Source organism: Klebsiella sp. PCX (assembly GCF_021869705.1).
GTDB classification, from domain to species: Bacteria; Pseudomonadota; Gammaproteobacteria; order Enterobacterales; family Enterobacteriaceae; genus Klebsiella; species Klebsiella quasipneumoniae.
In genome coordinates, this window is the sequence record NZ_CP091527.1 from 3,649,314 (window position 1) to 3,666,870 (window position 17,557).

Genomic DNA, 17,557 nt, shown 5'->3' on the forward strand with positions numbered 1-17,557 from the left:
GTCCTTCAGTTAACTTGCCAAAATCTGCGCCAGACAGGCAATCACCGCCGCCGGGTTGTCCCGGTGCGCGTTGTGTCCGGCATGGTGAATAAGATGGAGATCCGCCGCGAGCGCCTGGGCGATGGCATGAAACTTCGCGTCGCGCTCGCCGCACAGGTAATGAAAGGGGAAATCGCGCGCCTGCAGGGGTGCGCGCAGATCGGCCTGCCCGGCAAGGGAGGTCGCCTGCAGCATCGCCGCCAGCGTCGCGCCGTTGTTCCGGCTGCGTAAGGCGACCAGCGCCGCGCGCTGCCCGGCGTTCAGTGAAGCGAAGACCGGCTGCTGATACCAGTCGGCAAAGACCTGTGCCAACGGCTCATGGCGAAAACGGTCCGCCCAGGCGCTGTCGTTGCTGCGCCGCGCCCGCCGCGCTTCGGCATCCTGCAGGCCCGGATGGCCGCCTTCGACGATCAGGCCGCGCAGACCCGCGCGCGGCTGGCAGGCGAAGTTCATCGCCACCCGGCCCCCCAGCGAGTAACCGATCAGCCAGTATTTAAGTATGTTGTAACTATTAAGCGTAGCCTGCAGCAGGATATTGACCCCGGCAAAGTCCTGCACTGCGATATTCGCGGAGCCGCCGTGGCCCGGCAGATCGAGATACAGCCGCGGCCAGGCGCGAAACGCGTCGCCCACTTCCCGCCACTCGTTGCGGTCGCCGGAAAAACCGTGCAGAAAGACCAGCCAGGGATAACCCGGCTGGCCATGTTCGATAGCCGCGCTGAGAGTCACAGGCGGCTTACCTGCGCCAGCAGCTGCTGGAGGGTCTGTGTGCCGTCGGTCTCATTGACCGCCAGCTCAATCACCGTCGCCCCTGCCCTGCGCCAGGCGCCGGCCAGCGCCTCATCCAGCGCCTGCCAGTCAGCCGGGCGATGATAGGCCAGGCCGAACATCGCCGCCGCGTGGCTGAAATCAACATCCTGCGGCATTAAGTAGAACTGACGCCGCTCGTCCTGCGGCGTCGGCAGCATGGAGAAAATCTGCCCGCCGTTGTTGTTCACCACGATCAGCACCAGCGGCGCCGACGCCTGGCGCAGTAGAGCCAGCGAGTTGAGATCGTACAGCGCCGAAAGATCGCCGACGATGGCCAGGGTTGGCCTGGCGCTGGCGCGCTGCACGCCGGCGGCGGTGGCGATCAAGCCATCAATGCCGCTGGCGCCGCGGTTGCTGTAAACCGGGTAGCCGGCCGGCAGCTGCGCCAGGGCGTCGATCAGGCGCACCACCAGGCTGTTGCCGACAAACAGTTGCCCCTGTTCCGGCAGATAGCGGCGAATTCGCTGCGCCAGCTGCGCTTCGCCAAAGGGTTCGTTGCTGGCGACCGCCGCCTCCCACGCCTGACGGGCCAGTTCAGGAATGGCCGTCGCCCACGGCTGGCGTTTCTCCGCCGGGTGCAGCTCAAGCCAGCGGTCAACGCTGGCAAGCAGACGGCGGCCGCGGTGCTGTGCCGGATCGAGACGACCGGGCAGATTATCCACCAGCCAGTATTCATCAGGCTCGCAGGTGGCCTGCCACTGCAGAACCCGCTTGCCGGTCAGGCTGCTGCCGAGCTGAACCACGATCTGCGCCTGCGCCAGCTCGCTCACCGCTTTGCCATTGCCCAGCCACAGGTCAGCGCACGGCAGCGGCTGCCCGGTCTGCGACAGGACATCGCCGATCAGCGGCCAGCCGAGGGTTTGGGCCCACTCGGCCACTTTTTTCCCTTCGGCAGCGCTCATTCTGCCCGCCACGACCACGCCGCGCTTTTGCCGCCAGAAGAACCAGTCGCGCTGTTTCTCACTTTCCCTCTGCAGCGCCTGACGCAGCCAGGGCTTATCGCTCTGCCACCAGCTGCCGAGCTGATGCTGCCACTCCACGCCGGTATCATCCATATCGCCATACAGCGGTTCGGCGAACGGGCAGTTGATATGCACCCCGCCGGCGTGCAGCTCGCCCAGCGCCTGGTCGATGGTCGAGACCAGCCAGCGGGCGGAAATATCCTGCGAGGGACGCGGCAGAGAAATCGTCTGCGACGGATGGGAGGCGAACATCCCCGGCTGACGAATCGCCTGATTGGCGCCACAGTCGATCAGCTCCGGCGGACGGTCGGCGGTCAGGAGAATCAGCTTTTCCCCGGTGAGACCCGCCTCAATCAGCGCCGGATAGAGGTTCGCGGTGGCGGTCCCGGAGGTCACAATGACCGCCACCGGCTGGCGACTGGCTTTCGCCAGACCGAGCGCCAGGTGGCCAAGGCCGCGTTCGTCAAAATGGGTATGATGGATAAAGGCGCGGTTTTCCGCCGCCGCCAGGGTTAAGGGTGTCGAGCGCGAGCCCGGCGCGATGCAGATATGCTGCACGCCGTGGCGCGTTAAAGCTTCCAGGATCACTGCCGCCCAGCGTCGGTTAAATGCGCTTACTGACATGAAATTGTCCGGTATCAAATATTGATGCTAAGTATAGATAAGCCAAAGTGACGGCGTTTTGATATGCATCGTCATTCCCGCTTATGGACAGAGTAGCGAGCGCAGCCCGGCCGCTTTGTTGTCAATCTCCTGCCACTCCTGCAGCGCATCGGAGCCGCTGACGATCCCCGCCCCGGCATACAGTCGCAGGGTGTCGTTGTCCACTTTCGCCGAACGCAGCGCCACGCAAAACTCGCTTTGCGCCAGCGACAGATACCCGGCGGAACCGGCGTACCATTCACGGGAAAAAGGTTCATGGCGCTGAATGAATGCCAGCGCCGCCCGCCGCGGCAGGCCGGCCACCGCGGCGGTAGGCTGCAGCTGCAGCAGACAGCGGCTGTCGTCAGGCTCCGCCAGCTCGGTCCAGATGCAGCGTCGAAGATGCTGTACCTTGCGCAACCTCACCACCTGCGGCGGCAGAACGTCCAGCGTCGAGGCCTCACTCTGCAGGCGCTGGCAGATATCCTCCACCACCAGCATGTTTTCCCGCTGATTTTTGTCGTCTTTCATCAACCAGTCGGCCAACTGCTGCGCCTTCGCGTCATCCTGATGATTAGCGACGGTGCCCGCCAGCGCTTCGGTGCGCAGCAGCGCGCCGCGCCGGCGCCACAGCCGCTCCGGCGTGGAGCCGAAAAACGCCTGACGGGCATTGAACGCCATCAGGAAATGAAAACAGTTAAGATTGCGGCTGCGGCTGGCGGCCATGATGCTCACGGCATCCAGCGGCGCGGCAAACTGCAGGTCGGTTGCCCGCGCCAGCACCACTTTATCCATGTCGCCGGCGGCGATGGCCTGCGTCGCCAGGTCTATCATTGCCTGCCACAGGGGATAATCGGAGGAGTGGCGCTCGCTCAACAGCGGCGGTACGCCGCCAGGGGTCGCCTGGGCGGTGGTCAGGCTGGCGAGAAAATCACGCGCCGTCACGGCATCGTCGCGCAGGGAGAGGTCGCTGTGCAGCACCAGCCGCATCACGGCCCTGCCGCCGCACCGACGCCATTCCAGACGCGGCAGCACCAGCCGGCCTTGCTGCGGGGCAAACGCATTCAGGCCGCAGATGCGCAGATCCTGCCGTCCGGCCTGGTGTAAAAAGCGGTTCGCCGCGTCGAGCGAGGGAAAGCTTTTTACCGCCCCCAGCGCCGCCATCTCCTCGTCGCCATTGCGCTGTTGCCAGTAGAACTGCGGCCACTGCGGCTGCTGGCCGCACCATAGCAGCGGATCGAAGGCATCATTCAGCGGAAAGGCAATATCGATAATTCGCGTGCCGGGTGAGTCAGGAAAGGGCTCACTCAGGCCGTCACGTAAACGGGCCAGCGCAGTGGAAACAGACAGCACGCAAACCTCCACGGTAGTAAAACCCCACATTATAAGGGGTTCGTCGGCGGAATAGCAGTACCCATGACGAGGGAGCGGGTTTTATCTCACCTGCTCGCCGGCCCGGAACAGGGTTGGAATGTGAGTGTTAAGGGGTCAAACAGCGCGGCTTTCCCGCGCCATGCCGATGTGCGGAATGCCATCCTCATCATAGACCTCAGTCACCGGCGTAAAACCGAAGTGGGCGTAAAAAGCTTGCAGGTGCGCCTGCGCCCCAAGGTAAATCGACTTTTGCGGCCAGTGCCGCTGACAGCTGGCCAGCGCCTGCGCCATCAGCTGATGGCCAAGCTTTTCGCCGCGCGCGGCGGGGGTGACGATAACCCGGCCAATCACCACCGGATCGTACATCTCTTCGCTTTTAAGGATCCGCGCATAAGCCACCAGTTCGCCATCGCGCCAGCCGAGAAGATGGCGATTTTCCCCAACCAAATCATCGCCGTCGACATCCTGATAAGCGCACTGCTGCTCCACGACAAAGACTTCGCTGCGCAGCTTCAGCAGCGCATACAGCTGGGGAACGGTGAGTTCACTATGATGGAGATCCTGCCAGGTCATCATCTGCTGCTCCTTATTGATATACTGATGTTTTGCGACTCGCCCTGAGGACACTGGACGATGGAATTAACTTTTTTGGGGACATCCGCCGGGGTGCCGACCCGCACGCGTAATATGACGTCGATAATACTCAATTTGCAACAGCCAACCCGCGCCGAAATGTGGTTGTTTGACTGCGGCGAAGGGACCCAGCATCAGTTTCTGCATACGCCCCATCATCCTGGCAAACTGAATAAGATCTTTATTACCCATTTGCACGGCGACCATCTGTTCGGCCTGCCCGGGCTGCTGTGCAGCCGCTCGATGCAGGGGAATTCGCTGCCGCTGACGGTCTACGGACCAACAGGAATAAAAGAATTCATTGACACCGCGCTGCGCCTCAGCGGCTCGTGGACCGACTATCCTCTGACCATCATCGAAGTCGGCCCCGGTCTGGTGTTCGACGAAGAGGGCTATCGGGTCACCGCGTTCCCGCTTAGCCATCCGGTGGAGTGCTACGGGTATCGCATTGAGCAACACGACAAGCCCGGCGCCCTCGACGCCGCCCAGCTGATTGCCGACGGCGTGCCTCCCGGGCCGCTGTTTCACCGCCTTAAGCGCGGTGAACAGGTGACGCTGGCGGATGGCCGGGTGATCGACGGCAGCCGCTACCTGGGGCCCGCCACGCCGGGTAAAACGCTGGCCATCTTTGGCGATACCGCCCCCTGCCCGCAGGCGCTGGAGATGGCGCGCGGGGCGGATGTGATGGTCCACGAGACCACCCTGGAGCAGGCGATGGCGGAGAAAGCCAATAGTCGCGGCCACTCCTCCAGTCAGCAGACCGCGACGCTGGCTAAAGAGGCAGGCATCGGCACGCTTATCGCCACCCACTTTAGCTCACGCTACGATGCCGAGGGCTGCCTGCGGATGCTGGCGGAATGCCGGGAGATTTTCCCGGACACCCTGCTGGCGGAAGACTTTATGGTTTACACGGTGGCGTAACATTCCGGGCATAAAAAAACCGCCATTCCGGCGGTTTTTTTATTGAGTCAATCCACTTACATCAGCGGCGTCGCCAGCTGCACGATGCTAATCAGCGGCTGCGGCCAGATACCGAGCACCAACACCAGCAGGGCAGAGATCAGCACCACGATACCGCCAGCGCTGTACTGCCAGTTCGACGGCGCATCACGGTTCAGCTGCTCCGGCGCGCTCAGGTACAGGCTCACCGCCACGCGCAGGTAGTAGTAGAGACCGATCGCCGAGCCGACAACTACCGCAGCAACCAGCCACCACAGATGGGCGTGAACACCGACGGCCAGCACGTAGAACTTACCGATAAAGCCAAGAGTCATTGGGATACCGGCCAGGGAGAGCATCATCACCGTCATCACCGCCGACAGGATCGGACGGTGCCAGAACAGACCGCGGTAGGAGAACAGCGAGTCCGCGTCCGGGCCACGGTATGGGCTGGACATCAGGCTGACCACGCCGAACGCGCCGAGGCTGCTGAACAGGTAGCCGGCCAGGTAGACGCCAACGGCTTCCATCGACATTTCGCCGCTTTGCAGGGCGATCAGCGCCACCAGCAGATAGCCGAGGTGGGAGATAGAAGAGTAACCGAGCAGACGTTTGATATTGGTCTGGCTCAGCGCCATCAGGTTACCGAAGATGATAGAGGCGAAGGCGATCAGCCCCAGCACCACGCGCACCGCTTCGCTGTTGCCCACCGGCATGTACAGGAACAGACGCATCACCACGCCGAAGATGGCGATCTTGCTGGCGGTCGCCAGGAAGGTGGAGACCGGCGCAGGCGCCCCCTGGTAAACGTCCGGCGTCCACAGGTGGAACGGCACCAGCGACAGCTTAAAGCCAAGACCGACGATCATCAGGCCGAGACCCGCCAGCAGCAGCGGCTCGTGCAGCGTGTTGTCCGCCAGGCTCTTGCCCAGCGCAAGGAAGGACAGGTTGCCGGAGTTCGCATACACCAGCGCCATACCGAACAGCAGGAAAGAGGAGGCTGCCGCGGAGAGGATGGTGTATTTGATGCTCGCTTCCAGCGAACGCTTCTGGCGGAAGGCGTAGCCGACCAGGCCGAACAGCGGCAGCGAGATTAACTCAATGCCGAGGAACAGCGCCGCCAGATGATTCGCACCGGCCAGCAGAATGCCGCCCAGGGCGGCGATCAGCACCAGCAGGTAGAACTCTTCTTTGTTGTCCTTGTAACCCTCAAGCCACGGATAGGCGAAAGTACAGGTGGCGAGACTCGCCAGCAGCACCAGCCCAGTGTAGAGCATCGCGTAGCCGTCAACGCGGATCAGCGGCGTGACGTCCATTGCCCCATTCTGGCCGACGAACCAGAGCGAGACCAGCGCGGCGTTAAGCCCGAGAACCGACAGCGTGGCATTGAGAAAATGATTGCGTCGCCACGCAATGGAGAGCATCACAACCACCACCGTCAAGCCGACGATCAGCAGCGGTAGCAGTGCGATCAGTTGTTGTGGAGTTATTGTCATGGCGAATTACGGCCTTGTAGTAGAAACAGAATTAACAAACCACTGCTGAATGTTGCTCATCGCAGCATGCGAGGTGTCGAGGATCGGCTGCGGGAAGAAGCCCAACAGCACCAGCAGCACCACCAGCAGCAGGATGATAGACAGTTCACGCAGGGACATCCCCGGCAGCGCTTTCGCCGCGATTTCGCTTTTCGCTTTACCGAAGTAAGCGCGATGCAGCATCGACAGCGAGTAAACGGACGCGAATACCAGACCAAAGGTCGAGATCACGGTGATCACCGGCACCACTTTATAGCTGCCGAACAGGATCATAAATTCGCCGACGAAGTTACCGGTGCCCGGCATCCCCAGGGTGGCGACGGCGAAGAACATCGACATCGCCGGCAGCCATTTGATTTTGCTCCACAGACCGCCCATCTGACGCATGTCACGGGTATGTAGACGTTCGTACAGCTGGCCGCAGAGAATAAACAGACCCGCCGCGGAGAGACCGTGAGCAATCATCTGGATCACCGCCCCCTGATACGCCAGCTGGCTGCCGGTGTAGATAGCAATCAGCACGAAGCCCATGTGGGACACGGAGGTGTAGGCGATGAGACGTTTGATATCAGTCTGGGCAAAGGCCATCCACGCGCCGTAGAAGATCCCGATCACGCCCAGCCACATGGCGATAGGCGCAAACTCGGCGGAGGCGTTCGGGAACAGCGGCAGCGCAAAGCGCAGCAGACCGTAGGCCGCAGTTTTCAGCAGGATCCCCGCAAGGTCGACGGAACCGGCGGTCGGCGCCTGGGAGTGGGCGTCCGGCAGCCAGCCGTGCAGCGGCACCACCGGCATTTTCACCGCGAAGGCGATGAAGAAGCCGAGCATCAGCAGATATTCCACGCCGTGGGACATCGGGGTTTTCAGTAGCTCTTCATAGTTGAAAGTCCACACGCCGGTGGCGTTGAAGTGGACGAATGCCAGCGCCAGAATGGCAATCAGCATCACCAGGCCGCTCGCCTGGGTATAGATGAAGAACTTGGTGGCCGCCGTGATACGCGTTTTACCATCAGAGGCTTTGTGGCCCCACAGCGCGATCAGGAAGTACATCGGCACCAACATCATTTCCCAGAAGAAGAAGAACAGGAACATGTCGATGGCGAGGAACACGCCGATGACGCCGCCCAGGATCCACATCAGGTTGAGGTGGAAGAAGCCCTGGTATTTTTCGATTTCGCGCCAGGAACAGAGCACCGCCAGCACGCCGAGCAGGCCGGTCAGCACTACCATCAGCAGCGACAGGCCGTCGATCGCCAGATGAATGCTAATGCCGAAGCGTGGGATCCACGGCAGCACGAACTCAGATTGCCACTGCGGAATACCCGCGGATTGCGTCAGAGAATAGCCGCCCTGCATCCACAGCTGCAGGCCAAGCACCAGCGTCAGTCCCATGGTAATCAGCGCGATCCAGCGCGGCACTTTCACGCCAAAGCGTTCGGTCTGCCAGCACAGGAAGCCGCCGATAAAGGGGATTAATATCAACCAAGGCAATAACATGGTGATTTTTATTCCTTATTTAAGTCCGGTTCAGGCTATCTTACTCGTCATAACGAACTCCGGCTGTGCTCACAATCCTCACGTATTTTAGTACGCTCCGATTGCTCCGCGCAGGCGGCGTCCACTTTGACTTCGCCGATAACGCCTGTCCTTTACGACCTGATTTTCAACGAATTCTCACAGAAAATTCACTTCGGTTTGAGGCTTGTTTTGTCGGGTGGCGCTAACGCTTACCCGACCTACGCTCCCGTAGGCCCGGCAAGCACCGCGCCGCCGGGCAACACAATCGTTCTCAAACTCAACGCAATACCATCAGCAGCGCCAGCACCACCACCGCGCCAATGCTCATTGACGCCACATACCAGCGCAGATAGCCGTTCTCGCTCACCAGCAGGCCTTTACCTGCGAAGCGGGAGAGGAGTGCCGGGATGTTCATCAACGAGTTCAGCGGATCGCTCTTCAGCAGCCAGGCAATGCCGAGGAATGGCTTAACGAATACTTTGTCGTATAACCAGTCGAAGCCCCAGGCATGGAACCACCAGGTACCGAAGAAGCGGCCAGGCGCGCTGTTGGCGATAGAGGTCACCAGGGTGCGTTTGCCCAGCCACAGCCATGCGGCGATCAGGATGCCGGCAATAGCGATGATCCCGGAGGCAATCTCCAGCGTCATCACGCTGCCGTGCGCCAGTTCAGTGGTCTGCGGTAAGACGCCTTCCAGCGGCGGCACGATCAGCGCGCCAACGAAGGTGGACAGCACCAGCAGCACAATCAGCGGCAGATGATGGGTGATCCCCTTCCCTGCGTGCGCGTGAATTTGCTCTTTACCGTGGAACACAATGAAAATCATGCGGAAGGTGTACAGCGAGGTCATAAAGGCGCCGACCAGGCCCGCCACCATCAGGTTGATATGGCCGTTGGCCATCGCCCCCGCCAGAATCTCATCCTTACTGAAGAAGCCTGCGGTAATGAGCGGCAGAGCGGACAGCGCCGCGCCCCCCACCAGGAAGCAGACGTACACCAGCGGAATAGATTTGCGCAGGCCGCCCATCTTGAAGATGTTCTGTTCGTGATGGCAGGCGAGAATCACCGAACCAGACGACAGGAACAGCAGCGCTTTAAAGAACGCGTGAGTCATCAGATGGAAAATCGCCGCGTCCCATGCCTGCACGCCCAGCGCGAGGAACATGTAGCCAATCTGGCTCATGGTGGAGTAAGCGAGAACGCGTTTAATGTCGGTCTGCACCAGCGCGGCGAAGCCCGCCAGCACCAGGGTAACCGCCCCGACGATCCCGACCAGATGCAGCACTTCCGGCGTCATCAGGAACAGACCGTGGGTACGGGCGATCAGGTAGACGCCGGCGGTGACCATGGTCGCGGCGTGGATCAGCGCGGAAACCGGCGTCGGACCCGCCATCGCATCGGCAAGCCACGTTTGCAGCGGCAGCTGGGCGGATTTACCGACCGCGCCGCCGAGCAGCATCAGCGTCGCCCACTGCAGCGTGGTGCTGCCGTTAGCAAAGTGCTGCGGCGCCAGCTCAACCATTTCGCGGAAGTTGAGGGTACCCAGTTCGTTGTAGAGGATGAACAGCGCGAAGGCGAGGAACACGTCGCCGACGCGGGTCACCACAAACGCTTTCATCGCTGCGGCGCCGTTCTTCGGATCGGTGTAGTAGAAGCCGATCAGCAGGTAAGAGCAAAGACCCACCCCTTCCCAACCCAGGTACATCAGCAGCAGGTTGTCGGCCAGTACCAGAACCACCATGCTGGCGATAAACAGGTTGGTGTAGGCGAAGAAGCGGGAGTAGCCCTCTTCACCGCGCATATACCAGGAGGCGAACATGTGGATCAGGAAGCCGACGCCGGTCACCACGGAGAGCATGGTCAGCGACAGGCCGTCCAGCACCAGGTTGAAGCCGATGTTGAAATCCCCTACCGACATCCAGGTCCACAGCGGCACGCTGACCGCCTGTTTGCCGTTAGCGAAAAAGTCGACGCCGACATAGGCGGTGACCAGCGCCGCCAGGCCTACCGAGCCCATGCCAACGGTGGCGGAAAGGTTTTCCGACCAGCGCCCGCGGGAGAAGGCCAGCAGCACAAAGCCAATCAATGGCAAAAGAATGGTTAAGGCAAGCATGTTCATCCACGCAACTCACTTACTGAATCGATGTTCAGGTTCTGGCGGCGACGATGGAGCTGCAGCAGCAGCGCCAGACCGATACTCGCTTCCGCAGCCGCAAGGCTGATGGCGAGGATATACATAATCTGACCATCTGCCTGGCCCCAGTAGCTGCCCGCCACCACAAAGGCCAGCGCGGCGGCGTTAATCATGATTTCCAGGCTGATCAACATAAACAGCAGATTGCGGCGGATCACCAGCCCCGTCAGACCAAGCACAAACAGGATGGCCGCGAGGATCAGTCCATGTGTTAAGGGGATCATGCGTGTTCCTCCGTTTTTCTTTTGTCGCTGTCGTTCACGCGGTTGCTCAGCACCTCGCCGGCGCGCTCTTCGCGACCGATGTGGAAGGCGACCACCAGGCCCGCCAGCAGCAGCATGGAGGCCAGCTCCACCGCCAGGACGTACGGCCCAAACAGCGCAATACCCACTTCTTTAGCGTTGATTGCCGCGCCGTCGATACCCTGGTCGTTAATCCCCAGAATGGCGTAAACGATAACCACCAGCAGCACTGCGGAGAGGATGGCCGGGCCAATCCAGATCCCCGGCTGCAGCCATTTGCGTTCCTGTTCGATTTCGCTGCCGCCCAGGTTGAGCATCATCACCACGAAGACGAACAGCACCATAATGGCCCCAGCGTAGACGATAATCTCCAGCGCCCCGGCGAAGTACGCGCCCAGCGAGAAGAACACCCCGGCAATCGCTAACAACGAAATGATCAGGTACAGCAGCGCATGCACCGGATTGGTGTGGGTGACGACCCGCAAGGTTGCGAGGATGGCGATCAGGCCACAGATATAAAAAGCGAATTCCATTGCCCTCTCCTTACGGTAACAGGCTCTTGACGTCGATCGGCTTAGCTTCGTTTTCCGCTTCGCCCTTATCTTTGCCGTCGATTGCCATACCCGCCATCCGGTAGAAGTTATATTCCGGGTATTTGCCCGGACCGGAAATCAGCAGATCCTCTTTTTCGTACACCAGATCCTGACGTTTGTATTCACCCAGCTCGAAGTCAGGGGTCAACTGGATCGCCGTGGTCGGGCACGCTTCTTCGCACAGACCGCAGAAGATGCAGCGTGAGAAGTTGATGCGGAAGAACTCAGGGTACCAGCGGCCGTCTACCGTCTCTGCTTTCTGCAGCGAAATACAGCCCACCGGGCAGGCTACCGCACACAGGTTACAGGCGACGCAGCGCTCTGCACCGTCCGGATCGCGCGTCAGCACGATGCGGCCGCGATAACGCGGCGGCAAATAGACCGGCTCTTCCGGGTACATCCGGGTTTCACGTTTGGCGAAGGCATGCAGGCCAATCATCCAGATACTCCGGACCTGGGTGCCGAACCCCACCAATAATTCTTTTAAGGTCATGTTCAATTCACCCCTTATTGCGCCTGCCAGAGAATGACAGCCGCCGTTACCAACAAGTTGACCAGCGTTAACGGCAGGCATACCTTCCAGCCAAAGGACATTACCTGGTCATAGCGCGGACGCGGTAATGATGCGCGGATCAAAATGAACATCATCATGAAGAACGCGGTTTTCAGCGCGAACCAGATGAAAGGAGGTAACCACGGGCCATTCCAGCCGCCGAAGAACAGTGTGACGATCAGCGCTGAAACGGTGACGATACCGATGTATTCACCCACGAAGAACAGACCGAACTTCATGCCGGAGTATTCAATGTGGTAACCATCGGCCAGCTCCTGCTCCGCTTCCGGCTGGTCGAACGGGTGACGGTGACACACCGCCACGCCGGCGATGGCGAACGTCACGAAGCCGAAGAACTGCGGGATAACGTTCCACAGATGCGCCTGGTTGTTGACGATATCGGTCATGTTGAATGACCCCGCCTGCGCCACCACGCCCATCAGGGAGAGGCCGAGGAACACTTCGTAGCTTAGGGTCTGCGCGGAAGCACGCATCGCCCCCAGCAGGGAGTATTTGTTGTTGCTCGACCAACCGGCGAACAGCACCGCGTAAACCGCCAGGCCTGCCATCATCAGGAAGAACAGGATCCCGATGTTCAGGTCAGCCACCACCCACGTCGGGCTGACCGGCACGATAGCGAAGGCCAGCAGCAGCGAGGTAAAGGCGATAACCGGCGCCAGAGTAAAGATCACGCGATCGGAAAAGCGCGGGATCCAGTCCTCTTTAAAGAACATCTTGATCATGTCGGCGACCAGCTGCAGCGAACCGCCCCAGCCTACCCGGTTTGGCCCGTAGCGGTTCTGGAACAGACCGAGCAGACGACGCTCGCCGAAGCTCATGAACGCGCCGCAGGTGACCACCACCAGCAGAATGACCACGGCCTTCAGGATGCTTAACAGAATGTCGATAAGATCCGGCGTTAACCAGCTCATGCTTTCGCCTCCTGCAGTGAATCAATACGCGATCCGGTCAGTACCGGCGCAATGCCCGGCATGCCCATCGGTAAGCCAACCTGTCCTGCGGTCAGACCTTCAGAGATAACCAGCGGCAGACGCAGGGTCTGGCCTTCCACGCTAAAGGAGAGCATCGCCCCGGCGTTGACGCCAAGCTTCGCGGCATCCGCCGGGTTCAGCTTGATGTACGGCTCAGGCATCCGGCTCTGGAACACCGGCGCGCGCTGCGACAGCTCATCGCTGCCAAACAGGTGGTAGTACGGCGCGATACGCCATTTCCCGTCTTCCGCCTGGAAGCTGGCCGGCACCGCCGTGAAGTATTCCAGCCCGCTGGCGGACGCTTCAAACAGACGGACGCCCGGATCGCCGTGGCGCAGTTTCCCGCCCACTTCATCCTGGAACTTGTTCCATGCCTGCGGGGAGTTCCAGCCCGGCGCCCAGGCGAACGGGATCTGCGAACGCGGGGCAGACGGCTGGTTGTTCCCTTCCATAGAGAAGGCGAACATCGTGTCTTTATCCTGCGGCTGACGCGGCTCGTGGACGCTGATGTTAGCGCGCATCGCCGTGCGGCCGCTGTAGCGGTGCGGTTCACGCGCCAGTTTCTGCCCACGAATGCGGAAGGTCGCATCCGGCGCGGCATCTTTTATGCCCGCCAGCTGCGGCAGTGCGGCAATCGCGGCATCGATAACGTGGTCCAGCTGCGTCCAGTCAACCTGACGGTTGTTAACGGTGCTGTGCAGAGAATGCAGCCAGCGCCAGCTTTCCAGCATCACGGTTTTCGCGTCGTAGTAGGCCGGGTCGTAGACCTGGAAGAAACGCTGGGCGCGGCCTTCGTTGTTCACCACGGTACCGTCGCTTTCCGCAAAGCTTGCCGCGGAGAGCACCAGGTGCGCTTTGTCCATAATCGCCGTGCGCTGATGGTCAACCACCATCACCAGCGGCGCTTTGGAGAGCGCTGCGTCGACGCGGGCGGCGGAAGCATGACGGTGAAGGTCGTTTTCCAGCACGATAACTGCGTCTGCGGCACCGCTTTCCAGTTCGTCGAGCGCCTCCTCAAGCGAGCCGCCGCCGATCATACCCAGACCGACGCTGTTCACCGCGCGGGCAACCATGGTCACGCCGACGTCGGCGCCACGGCCTTTCAGGGCTTTCGCCACGTTAGCGGCGGCCTGGATGATCTCCATGCTGCCGGCGTTGGTCCCGGAAATAATCAGTGGTTTTTTCGCCCCGGCCAGCGCCTGGACGATGACATCGACTTTACCCTGCAGTTCGCGGCTCAGGCCGTCAACCGCCGGCGCGCTGTCGTCCAGCGCATGGGCGATGGCGAAGCCGAGACGCGCCTGATCTTCTACCGGCGCGCGGTAGGTCCACGCGGCGATGTCATCCAGGCGGGTGTCATCGATGTTGGTGACGAATAGCGGGTGCTTGGCGCGCTGGCCGATGTTGAGGATCGCCGCAATCTGCCAGTCGGCCACTTTCTGTGCCGCCGCCATTTCGCGTGCTTTCCCTTTCACCGCCTGACGCACCGCCAGCGCGACGCGCGCGCCGGTCTGGGTAATGTCTTCGCCCAGCACCAGTACCGCGTCGTAGGATTCGATATCGCGCAGGCTTGGGGTGTGGATCCCACCTTCGCGCAGCACTTTCAGCATCATCTGCAGGCGCGCTTGTTCGCCTTTGGCGATGCCGGTATAGAAGTTGTCGGCACCCACCAGCTCGCGCAGCGCGAAGTTGCTTTCAATGCTGGCGCGCGGAGAACCGATACCAATGACTTTCTTCGACTGGCGCAGGATATCCGCCGCGCCCTGCATCGCCTGTTCGGCGTTGAGCGCGATCAGATCGTCGCCGCGGCGCTGAACCGGCTGACGCGGACGATCTTTGAGGTTTACGTAGCCATAGCCGAAACGACCGCGGTCGCAGAGGAAGTAGCGGTTAACGGTACCGTTATAGCGGTTTTCGATACGACGCAGCTCGCCATAGCGTTCGCCTGGGCTGATGTTGCAGCCAATGGAACACTGCTGGCAGATGCTCGGCGCAAACTGCATGTCCCACTTACGGTTATAACGCTCGGAGTGCGTTTTATCGGTGAAGACGCCGGTCGGGCAGACTTCCACCAGGTTGCCGGAGAATTCGCTCTCCAGGGTGCCATCTTCCGGGCGGCCGAAGTAGACGTTGTCGTGGGCGCCATAGACGCCCAGATCGGTGCCGTCGGCATAATCTTTGTAGTAGCGCACGCAGCGGTAGCAGGCGATGCAGCGGTTCATTTCGTGAGAAATAAACGGCCCCAGATCCTGGTTGCGGTGGGTACGCTTGGTAAAACGATAGCGGCGGAAGCTATGGCCGGTCATCACCGTCATATCCTGCAGGTGGCAGTTGCCGCCCTCTTCGCAGACCGGGCAGTCGTGCGGGTGGTTGGTCATCAGCCACTCCACCACACTTTCTCGGAACTGCTTCGCTTCGCCGTCGTCGATAGAAATAAAGGTGCCATCGGATGCCGGAGTCATACAGGACATCACCAGGCGACCACGCGTGTCTTCCGCGTTCTGATATTGCTTCACCGCACACTGGCGGCAAGCACCGACGCTCCCTAGCGCCGGATGCCAGCAAAAGTAGGGAATATCAAGCCCAAGAGAGAGACAAGCCTCCAGCAGGTTGTCCGCTCCGTTGACCTCGTATTCTTTGCCGTCTACATGAATCGTAGCCATTAGCGTGCTTCCAAAAATAAAAAAAGCTTTAGATTACCAGCGCGTCTTAAGCAGGTTCGGCTGAATCCCGTTGATTGCATGGGTATTGCTGAACTGCTGCTTAATGCCAGCCTCGAATTCTTCGCGGAAATATTTAATCGCGCTCTGCAGCGGCTCAACCGCGCCCGGCGCGTGCGCGCAGAAGGTTTTCCCTGGGCCCAGGAATCGACACAGTTGCTCAAGCGTTTCGATATCGCCAGGCTGACCTTCGCCGCGCTCCAGGGCGCGCAGGATCTTCACGCTCCACGGCAGACCATCGCGGCACGGCGTACACCAGCCACAGGACTCGCGGGCAAAGAACTCTTCGAGGTTGCGCACCAGCGAGACCATGTTGATCTCGTGGTCAACGGCCATCGCCAGCGAGGTGCCCAGACGGCTGCCCGCTTTACCAATGCTTTCGAACTCCATCGGCAGATCGAGGTGCGCTTCGGTGAGGAAGTCGGTCCCTGCCCCACCCGGCTGCCAGGCTTTAAACTTCAGGCCATCGCGCATACCGCCGGCGTAATCTTCAAGGATCTCGCGGGCAGTGGTGCCGAACGGCAGCTCCCAGACGCCCGGGTTCTTCACGCGGCCGGAGAAGCCCATCAGCTTGGTGCCGGCATCTTTACTGGTGGAGATGTTCTGGTACCACTCGACGCCGTTAGCCAGAATCGCCGGCACGTTGCACAGGGTTTCCACGTTGTTGACGCAGGTCGGCTTACCCCACACGCCGGAGCTCGCCGGGAACGGCGGCTTGGAGCGCGGGTTAGCGCGGCGGCCTTCCAGGGAGTTGATCAGCGCCGTCTCTTCGCCGCAGATATAGCGTCCTGCCCCGGTGTGGACAAACAGCTCGAAGTCAAAACCAGTGCCGAGGATATTTTTCCCCAGCAGGCCCGCCTCGGTGGCTTCGGCAATCGCGCGGCGCAGATGCTGGGCCGCTTCGATATACTCTCCGCGCAGGAAGATGTAGCCGCGATAAGCCTTCAGCGCAAAGGCGGAGATCAGCATGCCTTCCACCAGCAGGTGCGGGAGCTGCTCCATCAGCAGGCGGTCTTTATAGGTGCCCGGCTCCATCTCATCGGCGTTACACAGCAGGTAACGGATGTTCATGGACTCGTCTTTCGGCATCAGGCTCCACTTCAGACCGGTGGAGAAGCCCGCGCCGCCGCGCCCTTTCAGGCCAGCGTCTTTTACCGCCGTGACGATCTCGTCCGGCGCCATGCCGGTCAGCGCTTTTCGCGCCCCTTCATAGCCATTTTTGCTGCGATACTCGTCCAGCCAGACCGGCTGCTTGTCGTCGCGCAGGCGCCAGGTGAGCGGATGCGTTTCCGCAGTACGAATTACGGTTTTCATTTGTACTGCTCCAGCAGGTCAGGAATTGCCTCCGGCGTCAGATGGCTGTGAGTGTCCTCATCAATCATCATGGTCGGTCCCTTGTCGCAGTTGCCCAGGCAGCAGGTCGGCAGCAGGGTAAAGCGGCCATCAAAGGTGGTCTGCCCTGGCTTGATGTTCAGCTTCTTCTCGATGGCGGCCTGAATCCCCTGATAGCCGGTAATGTGACACACCACGCTGTCGCAGTAGCGGATCACGTGACGGCCAACCGGCTGGCGGAAAATTTGGCTGTAGAACGTCGCCACGCCTTCGACGTCGCTGGCCGGGATGCCCAGCACATCGGCAATGGCGTAGATCGCGCCATCCGGCACCCAGCCGCGCTGTTTCTGAACGATTTTCAGCGCTTCGATGGACGCCGCACGCGGGTCTTCGTAGTGGTGCTTCTCGTGCTCAATAGCCTCACGCTCTGCCGCACTCAGCTCAAAAGCCTCGGTTTGTGGTTGTTGATTCTCGTGCAT

15 protein-coding genes are annotated in these 17,557 nt (G+C 60.8%); 1 reads left to right on the forward strand and 14 read right to left on the reverse strand.

All coding sequences use genetic code 11. The features are described 5' to 3' along the window. Positions 1-9: 9 nt before the first annotated feature. From menH to GQR96_RS17305, 4 genes are all read right to left on the reverse strand, one after another. Positions 10-768 carry a 2-succinyl-6-hydroxy-2,4-cyclohexadiene-1-carboxylate synthase gene (gene menH, locus GQR96_RS17290; protein ID WP_065903320.1) on the reverse strand — a complete coding sequence of 253 codons (759 nt, stop codon included), beginning with the start codon at positions 766-768 and terminating at the stop codon, positions 10-12. Then, positions 765-2,435 carry a 2-succinyl-5-enolpyruvyl-6-hydroxy-3-cyclohexene-1-carboxylic-acid synthase gene (gene menD / locus GQR96_RS17295; RefSeq protein ID WP_065803080.1) on the reverse strand — a complete coding sequence of 557 codons (1,671 nt, stop codon included), beginning with the start codon at positions 2,433-2,435 and terminating at the stop codon, positions 765-767. Before menD ends, menH begins: the two co-directional genes overlap by 4 nt. A gap of 81 nt (positions 2,436-2,516) precedes the next feature. Further along, complete coding sequence (gene menF, locus GQR96_RS17300) at positions 2,517-3,806, reverse strand: isochorismate synthase MenF (protein WP_065903326.1); 1,290 nt, start codon at positions 3,804-3,806, stop codon at positions 2,517-2,519. 135 nt (positions 3,807-3,941) lie between these two features. Further along, positions 3,942-4,403 (reverse strand): GNAT family N-acetyltransferase, encoded by a 462-nt coding sequence (locus tag GQR96_RS17305; RefSeq protein WP_065903328.1) that lies wholly within the window; start codon positions 4,401-4,403, stop codon positions 3,942-3,944. A 57-nt stretch (positions 4,404-4,460) separates the two neighbouring features. Between GQR96_RS17305 and rnz the strand changes: the two genes are divergently transcribed. Beyond that, positions 4,461-5,381 carry a ribonuclease Z gene (rnz, locus tag GQR96_RS17310; protein ID WP_069734073.1) on the forward strand — a complete coding sequence of 307 codons (921 nt, stop codon included), beginning with the start codon at positions 4,461-4,463 and terminating at the stop codon, positions 5,379-5,381. Between the two features lie 56 nt (positions 5,382-5,437). Here rnz and nuoN read toward each other — a convergent pair whose 3' ends face one another. The 10 genes from nuoN to nuoE form a co-directional block, all read right to left on the reverse strand. Further along, positions 5,438-6,895 (reverse strand): NADH-quinone oxidoreductase subunit NuoN, encoded by a 1,458-nt coding sequence (nuoN, locus tag GQR96_RS17315; RefSeq protein WP_004201737.1) that lies wholly within the window; start codon positions 6,893-6,895, stop codon positions 5,438-5,440. A 6-nt stretch (positions 6,896-6,901) separates the two neighbouring features. Continuing rightward, positions 6,902-8,431, reverse strand: a complete 1,530-nt coding sequence (gene nuoM / locus GQR96_RS17320) for an NADH-quinone oxidoreductase subunit M (protein ID WP_004201738.1) — start codon at positions 8,429-8,431, stop codon at positions 6,902-6,904. A 298-nt stretch (positions 8,432-8,729) separates the two neighbouring features. Then, entirely contained in the window at positions 8,730-10,571 is a 1,842-nt protein-coding gene (nuoL, locus tag GQR96_RS17325) for an NADH-quinone oxidoreductase subunit L (protein ID WP_004201740.1), read from the reverse strand. Next, positions 10,568-10,870: an NADH-quinone oxidoreductase subunit NuoK gene (gene nuoK, locus GQR96_RS17330; protein WP_002913148.1), complete on the reverse strand. Its 303-nt coding sequence runs from the start codon at positions 10,868-10,870 to the stop codon at positions 10,568-10,570. Before nuoK ends, nuoL begins: the two co-directional genes overlap by 4 nt. Then, on the reverse strand, positions 10,867-11,421 hold the full coding sequence (gene nuoJ, locus GQR96_RS17335) for an NADH-quinone oxidoreductase subunit J (RefSeq protein ID WP_004201743.1): 555 nt from the start codon (positions 11,419-11,421) through the stop codon (positions 10,867-10,869). The genes nuoK and nuoJ overlap by 4 nt, the downstream gene beginning before the upstream one ends. Positions 11,422-11,431: 10 nt before the next feature. Further along, positions 11,432-11,974: an NADH-quinone oxidoreductase subunit NuoI gene (nuoI, locus tag GQR96_RS17340; RefSeq protein ID WP_002913152.1), complete on the reverse strand. Its 543-nt coding sequence runs from the start codon at positions 11,972-11,974 to the stop codon at positions 11,432-11,434. 14 nt (positions 11,975-11,988) lie between these two features. Next, entirely contained in the window at positions 11,989-12,966 is a 978-nt protein-coding gene (gene nuoH / locus GQR96_RS17345) for an NADH-quinone oxidoreductase subunit NuoH (RefSeq protein WP_002913156.1), read from the reverse strand. Beyond that, complete coding sequence (nuoG, locus tag GQR96_RS17350; RefSeq protein ID WP_065903331.1) at positions 12,963-15,689, reverse strand: NADH-quinone oxidoreductase subunit NuoG; 2,727 nt, start codon at positions 15,687-15,689, stop codon at positions 12,963-12,965. Before nuoG ends, nuoH begins: the two co-directional genes overlap by 4 nt. A 33-nt stretch (positions 15,690-15,722) precedes the next feature. After that, positions 15,723-17,060 carry an NADH-quinone oxidoreductase subunit NuoF gene (nuoF, locus tag GQR96_RS17355; protein WP_002913158.1) on the reverse strand — a complete coding sequence of 446 codons (1,338 nt, stop codon included), beginning with the start codon at positions 17,058-17,060 and terminating at the stop codon, positions 15,723-15,725. Beyond that, on the reverse strand, positions 17,057-17,557 hold the full coding sequence (gene nuoE, locus GQR96_RS17360) for an NADH-quinone oxidoreductase subunit NuoE (protein ID WP_002913160.1): 501 nt from the start codon (positions 17,555-17,557) through the stop codon (positions 17,057-17,059). Before nuoE ends, nuoF begins: the two co-directional genes overlap by 4 nt.

Coding starts and splice junctions, on each gene's coding strand:
- menD (WP_065803080.1), bottom strand. CDS start 2,435: ATGTCAGTAAGCGCATTTAACCGACGCTGGGCGGCAGTGATCCTGGAA.
- GQR96_RS17305 (WP_065903328.1), bottom strand. CDS start 4,403: ATGATGACCTGGCAGGATCTCCATCATAGTGAACTCACCGTTCCCCAG.
- rnz (WP_069734073.1), top strand. CDS start 4,461: ATGGAATTAACTTTTTTGGGGACATCCGCCGGGGTGCCGACCCGCACG.
- nuoN (WP_004201737.1), bottom strand. CDS start 6,895: ATGACAATAACTCCACAACAACTGATCGCACTGCTACCGCTGCTGATC.
- nuoM (WP_004201738.1), bottom strand. CDS start 8,431: ATGTTATTGCCTTGGTTGATATTAATCCCCTTTATCGGCGGCTTCCTG.
- nuoL (WP_004201740.1), bottom strand. CDS start 10,571: ATGAACATGCTTGCCTTAACCATTCTTTTGCCATTGATTGGCTTTGTG.
- nuoK (WP_002913148.1), bottom strand. CDS start 10,870: ATGATCCCCTTAACACATGGACTGATCCTCGCGGCCATCCTGTTTGTG.
- nuoJ (WP_004201743.1), bottom strand. CDS start 11,421: ATGGAATTCGCTTTTTATATCTGTGGCCTGATCGCCATCCTCGCAACC.
- nuoI (WP_002913152.1), bottom strand. CDS start 11,974: ATGACCTTAAAAGAATTATTGGTGGGGTTCGGCACCCAGGTCCGGAGT.
- nuoH (WP_002913156.1), bottom strand. CDS start 12,966: ATGAGCTGGTTAACGCCGGATCTTATCGACATTCTGTTAAGCATCCTG.
- nuoG (WP_065903331.1), bottom strand. CDS start 15,689: ATGGCTACGATTCATGTAGACGGCAAAGAATACGAGGTCAACGGAGCG.
- nuoF (WP_002913158.1), bottom strand. CDS start 17,060: ATGAAAACCGTAATTCGTACTGCGGAAACGCATCCGCTCACCTGGCGC.
- nuoE (WP_002913160.1), bottom strand. CDS start 17,557: ATGCACGAGAATCAACAACCACAAACCGAGGCTTTTGAGCTGAGTGCG.